Here is a 5202-nt window from a genome sequence, read left to right on the forward strand (position 1 = left end):
GCCGAGTTCCCTGGTCGGTCAGGGAACTCGGCGGCGGCGCCTGCTCATTGGGCGGGGTTCCGCGCGGTTCAGCGCGGGGAGCCGCCGTCGGCGTTGGGTCCGGAGTAGTCCTCGCCGTACGCGCCCTTGGCGGGGCGGCGGCGGCGCATGGGGGGCTCCACGCCGTCCGCGAGGCGGCGGGCGGTGAGCAGGAATCCGGTGTGGCCGATCATGCGGTGGTCGGGGCGTACGGCGAGGCCTTCGATGTGCCAGTTGCGGATCATCGATTCCCAGGCGGTCGGTTCGTTGAAGCCGCCGATCTCGCGGATGGACTCGACGGTCCGTGCGAGCTGGGTGGTGGTGGCCACGTAGCAGCACATGATGCCGCCGGGGACGAGGGCCTTGGAGACGGCCTCCAGGCATTCCCAGGGGGCGAGCATGTCGAGGATGACGCGGTCGACCTCGGTGTCGCTGAGGTTGTCCTGGAGGTCGCCGACGGTGAGCTGCCAGGCGGGGTGGGGGCCGCCGAAGTAGCGTTCCACGTTCTGCCGGGCGATGTCGGCGAAGTCCTCGCGGCGCTCGTAGGAGTGCAGCATCCCCTGGTCGCCGATGGCGCGCAGCAGGAAGCTGCTGAGCGAGCCCGAGCCGACGCCTGCCTCCACGACGCGAGCGCCGGGGAAGATGTCGGCGAAGGCCAGGATCTGCCCCGCGTCCTTGGGGTAGACCACGGCGGCGCCGCGGGGCATGGACAGGACGTAGTCGGGGAGCAGGGGGCGCAGCGCCAGGTAGGCGACGTTCCCTGTGGTTCGGACAACACTGCCCTCGGGAGCGCCGATCAGCTCGTCGTGGGGGAAGGAACCCTTGTGGGTGTGGAAATTCTTCCCGGCTTCGAGCGTGAACGTGTAGTGGCGTCCCTTGGGGTCGGTGAGCTGGACCTGGTCCCCGACCTTGAAGGGCCCGCGACGGCGGGCGGCACCGGTCGGTTCGGACATGTGACCAGCCTACCGGCCCTCGCGCGGGCCGCCGACCACGGTGTCGGCGGCCTTTCCCTCTTTATGAGGAGGGGCGTCAGGAGGGGCGGGCCATGGCCTTGACGAAGGCGCGTTCCACGTCGGCGGCGGAGAGTACTCCGTAGATTTCGCCGGACTCCTCGACGACGAGGTATTCGGTGGCGGGGGTGGCCCGGAGGGTGTCGAGGAGTTCTTCGCCGGCGAGCTCGGCGGAGATCCGCATCCCTTCGGTGATGTCCTGGGCGAGGCCGCCGACGCCGACCCAGGGGCGGCGGTGCTGGGGGACGGAGACGATGGCGGCCTCACGGACGACGGCCATGGGGTCGCCGTCGGCGTCGACGACGACGAGGGCGCGGGCGCCGGCGTCGTTGGCCCTGCGCAGCGCTTCGGAGAGCGGGGTGTCGCCCTCGACGGGGACGGCGCGGCGGGTCAGGGTGCGGGCGCGCAGTTCGGGCAGGTGTTCGCGCAGGCGGGCCATGCGCAGGCTGTTTCCCGCGCCGGTCCAGATGATGGCGGCGAGGATCGCGGCGAGCAGGGCGTCGGTGACGGTGTCCATGCCGCCGATGTCCTGGGTGTCGCCGCCGAGGGCGCCGGACTGGTTGAGCAGGGGCAGTCCGATGAGGACGGAGATGGCGAGGGCGCGGCCCACCCAGGCGGCGGCGACGGTGCCGCTCATGGGTTTTCCGGTGATCTTCCAGACGACGGCGCGCAGCATGCGGCCGCCGTCCAGGGGGAGGCCGGGCAGGAGGTTGAAGGCGGCGACGATGAGGTTGGAGATCATGAGGCCGGCGAGCAGGACGCCGGGGACGGTGCCGGGTTCGACGACGCGCATTCCGGCGTAGAAGACACCGGCGAGTACGAGGGAGAGCAGGGGGCCGACGAAGGCGAGGACGAATTCGCGTCCCGGGGTCTCGGATTCCTTCTCGATCTCGGAGACGCCGCCGAAGAACTGCAGCTGGATGCGGCGCACCGGCAGTTTGAAGCGGAGGGCGGCGACGGTGTGGGCGAGTTCGTGGACGAGTACGGAGGCATAGAAGGCGACCGCGAAGAAGAGGGAGACGAGGTAGCGGGCGTTGCCGAGCTCGGGCAGGACGCGGTCGAGCTGGTCGCCGAAGACCCAGGTGATGAGGGCGGCGACGAGGAACCAGCTGGGTGCGACGTAGACGGGTACGCCGAAGGGCCTGCCCATGAGCAGGCCGCCGCCCGGTCCCTTCTGGGCCTTGGGCGGCACGGGGGCGCTCTTGCCGGCGGGCGCCTCGCGGGTGGCCCGGCGGCGTCCGTCGGGCTGCTCCTGCGGTGGCGCTTCGGTGAGGGAGGCGCGCGGGCTGTGCGCGGGCGGCTGTGGTGCGCCGGTGTGGGGGTGCGGCTCTCTCGGCGGGGCGGCCGGGGGTGCGTCCGAGCTGTCGTGCCGCGGCTCGGCCGGAGGCACGTCCGAGGTGTCGTGGCGCGGCTCGGCCGAAGGCACGTCCGAGCTGTCGTGGCGTGGCGCGGCCAAAGATTTCGTGCCGTCGTGCCGCGGCTCGGCCGGAGGCACGTCCGAGGTGTCGTGCCGGGCCTCGGCCGGGGAGGCGTCCGTGCCGTCGTGCCGCGGCTCGACCGGAGGCACGTCTGAGCTGTCGTGGCGGGCCTCGGCCGGGGAGACGTCCGTGCCGTCGACGGCCCGCGGCTTGGCCGGAGGCACGTCTGAGCTGTCGTGGCGCGGCTCGGCCGAAGGCACGTCCGAGCTGTCGTGCCGGGCCTCGGCCGGGGAGACGTCCGTGCCGTCGTGCCCCGGCTGTGCCGGTGCGTCGGTGTCAGCCGGGTGGACCGGGTGAGCCGGGTGAGCCGGGTGCTGTGGCACGTCCGGCTCGTCCGGCACGTCCGCGCCACGCGCCGCCTCCTGGGCCGGGCGGCCCACCGCACGGGCCGGTTCGTCGGCCGGGCGCACCGGTCCGTCGGCCGTGCCGACCGGACGGGTCGGCTCCGGGGAGCCGTCCGTCGACTCCGTGGAGCCGTCCGTGTCGCGCGGCCGCAGGCCTTCGGCGCCGTCGGACTGCGGCCTGCCGCTCCCGCCGCTTTCGTCCACGATGTCCCCTCGTTCGAAGCGTCCCTCGCCCCGGTCCGGCGCGGTCACCCGCACGATCATGCAGGGCGAGAGGGTTTGTCGTCGATGGTATGCGGCTGTTGTCAGTGGCGGGTCGTAGGGTCTGTTGTCATGGAAACCAGCACCGACGACGCCGTGGCGGCCGTGCGCCCGGCGTCTCTGTCGCCCTCGCGCGCGGGCGATTTCATGCAGTGTCCCCTGCTGTACCGGTTCCGGGTGATCGACAAGCTGCCCGAGAAGCCGAGTGAGGCGGCGACCCGGGGCACGCTGGTGCACGCGGTCCTTGAGCGGCTCTTCGACGCGCCGGCGAGCGAGCGGACCGCGCCGCGTGCCAAGTCGCTCATTCCGGGTCAGTGGGATCGGCTGCGGGAGGCGAGGCCCGAGCTGACGGAGTTGTTCGCGGACGATCCGGAGGGCGAGCGCATGGCGCGCTGGCTGTCGGATGCGGAGCGGCTCGTGGAGCGCTGGTTCACTCTGGAGGACCCGACCCGTCTGGAGCCGGCCGAGCGGGAGCTGTTCGTGCAGGCCGAGCTGGATTCGGGGTTGAAGCTGCGCGGCATCATCGACCGGGTGGACGTGGCCCCTTCGGGTGAGGTCCGCATCGTCGACTACAAGACGGGCAAGGCCCCGCGTCCGGAGTATGCGGAGGGGGCGCTGTTCCAGATGAAGTTCTACGCGCTGGTGGTGTGGCGGCTGAAGGGTGTGGTGCCGCGCCGCCTGCAGCTCGTCTATCTGGGCAGTGGTGATGTCGTCACGTATGACCCGGTGGTGGCCGATCTGGAGCGGGTGGAGCGGAAGCTGCTCGCGCTGTGGGAGGCGATCGAGCTGGCGACGGAGACGGGGAACTGGCGGCCGCGTCCGACCAAATTGTGCGGTTGGTGCGATCACCGGGCCGTGTGTCCTGAATTCGGGGGGACTCCCCCGCCGTATCCGCTTCCTGTGAGGGTGCCCGAGTCGGTGGACAGCGAGCAGGGCAGAATGGGCGCGGGCTAGAGCCTGTCTTTGAACCCCCGTCGTCCGCGCGAAGCGCGGGCGCAGCGGTGGATTGGGGCCTCCCCTGCTCGAGCGGAGCCGAGAGCTTGGGGAAGCGTGCGATCGGAGTGCGGAGTCCCAGGTCATGTGGCGGAGCCACCTGTCCTGGGGCTCCGTGCGCCGAGCGTGCGTGCCGGGCGCCGGGGCGCAGACGGGGGTTCAAAGACAGGCTCTAGGGCCTGTCTTTCGGATCTGTCCGGGGTCGCGGGGGCTGGCACGCACATCTGCGGCGTTGTCGTCGGTTGTCAATGCTCCGCATTGCCGCCCTCCTCCGCCTTGCAGCTGCACGCACCAGGCCCCGCTCAAGCCCCACCAAAGGCAAAGCCACCCAAGTCCGGCCTGATCCGAAAGACAGGCCCTAGCTAAGGAGTGACTCGTGGCCATCCGCGTCCTACTGGTCGATGACCAGCCGCTGTTGCGCACCGGTTTCCGGATGATTCTGGAGGCCGAGCAGGACATCGCGGTCGTCGGTGAGGCCGGAGACGGCCTGCAGGCTCTCGACCAGGTGCGGGCGTTGCAGCCCGATGTGGTGTTGATGGACATCCGTATGCCGCGGATGGACGGGGTCGAGGCGACCCGGCAGATCACCGGGCCCGGCCGGGACGGTCCGGCGAAGGTCCTGGTGCTTACGACCTTCGATCTGGATGAGTATGTGGTGGAGGCGCTGCGGGCGGGTGCCAGCGGTTTCCTCCTGAAGGATGCCCCGGCCATTGAGCTGGTGCAGGCGATCCGGGTGGTCGCCGCGGGCGAGGCGATGCTGGCGCCGAGCATCACCCGCCGGCTTCTCGACAAGTACTCCGCGCATCTGCCGTCCGGTGACGAGCCGGTGCCGGACACCCTGCACACGCTCACCGACCGGGAGGTCGAGGTTCTGAAGCTGGTGGCGCGGGGCCTGTCGAACGCGGAGATCGCGGCGGATCTCTTCGTGAGCGAGACGACGGTGAAGACGCATGTGGGCCATGTGCTCACGAAGCTGGGGCTGCGCGACCGGGTGCAGGCGGCGGTGTACGCGTACGAGAGCGGTCTGGTGCGGCCGGGCGCGCAGTAGGGGCGCCCGGCCCGGCAGGTGTGTACGTACCGACGAAGGTGGCCGTCCCC

General features: G+C 71.2%; 4 protein-coding genes. 2 read left to right on the forward strand and 2 right to left on the reverse strand.

Features of this window, described 5'->3' with window-relative positions:
• Positions 1–68: 68 nt before the first annotated feature.
• Both ACFVYR_RS38090 and ACFVYR_RS38095 read right to left on the reverse strand, forming a co-directional pair.
• Positions 69–971, reverse strand: a complete 903-nt coding sequence (locus ACFVYR_RS38090) for a tRNA (adenine-N1)-methyltransferase (protein ID WP_384258250.1) — start codon at positions 969–971, stop codon at positions 69–71.
• A gap of 76 nt (positions 972–1047) precedes the next feature.
• On the reverse strand, positions 1048–2595 hold the full coding sequence (locus ACFVYR_RS38095) for a site-2 protease family protein (RefSeq protein ID WP_384258275.1): 1548 nt from the start codon (positions 2593–2595) through the stop codon (positions 1048–1050).
• A 588-nt stretch (positions 2596–3183) separates the two neighbouring features.
• Between ACFVYR_RS38095 and ACFVYR_RS38100 the strand changes: the two genes are divergently transcribed.
• Both ACFVYR_RS38100 and ACFVYR_RS38105 read left to right on the forward strand, forming a co-directional pair.
• A complete protein-coding gene (locus tag ACFVYR_RS38100; RefSeq protein ID WP_384258252.1) occupies positions 3184–4065 on the forward strand; it encodes a RecB family exonuclease in 882 nt (293 codons plus the stop codon).
• Between the two features lie 415 nt (positions 4066–4480).
• Positions 4481–5152 carry a response regulator gene (locus ACFVYR_RS38105; protein WP_384258255.1) on the forward strand — a complete coding sequence of 224 codons (672 nt, stop codon included), beginning with the start codon at positions 4481–4483 and terminating at the stop codon, positions 5150–5152.
• Positions 5153–5202 lie beyond the last annotated feature (50 nt).

This window comes from Streptomyces sp. NPDC058284, assembly GCF_042881135.1.
Classification (GTDB): domain Bacteria; phylum Actinomycetota; class Actinomycetes; order Streptomycetales; family Streptomycetaceae; genus Streptomyces.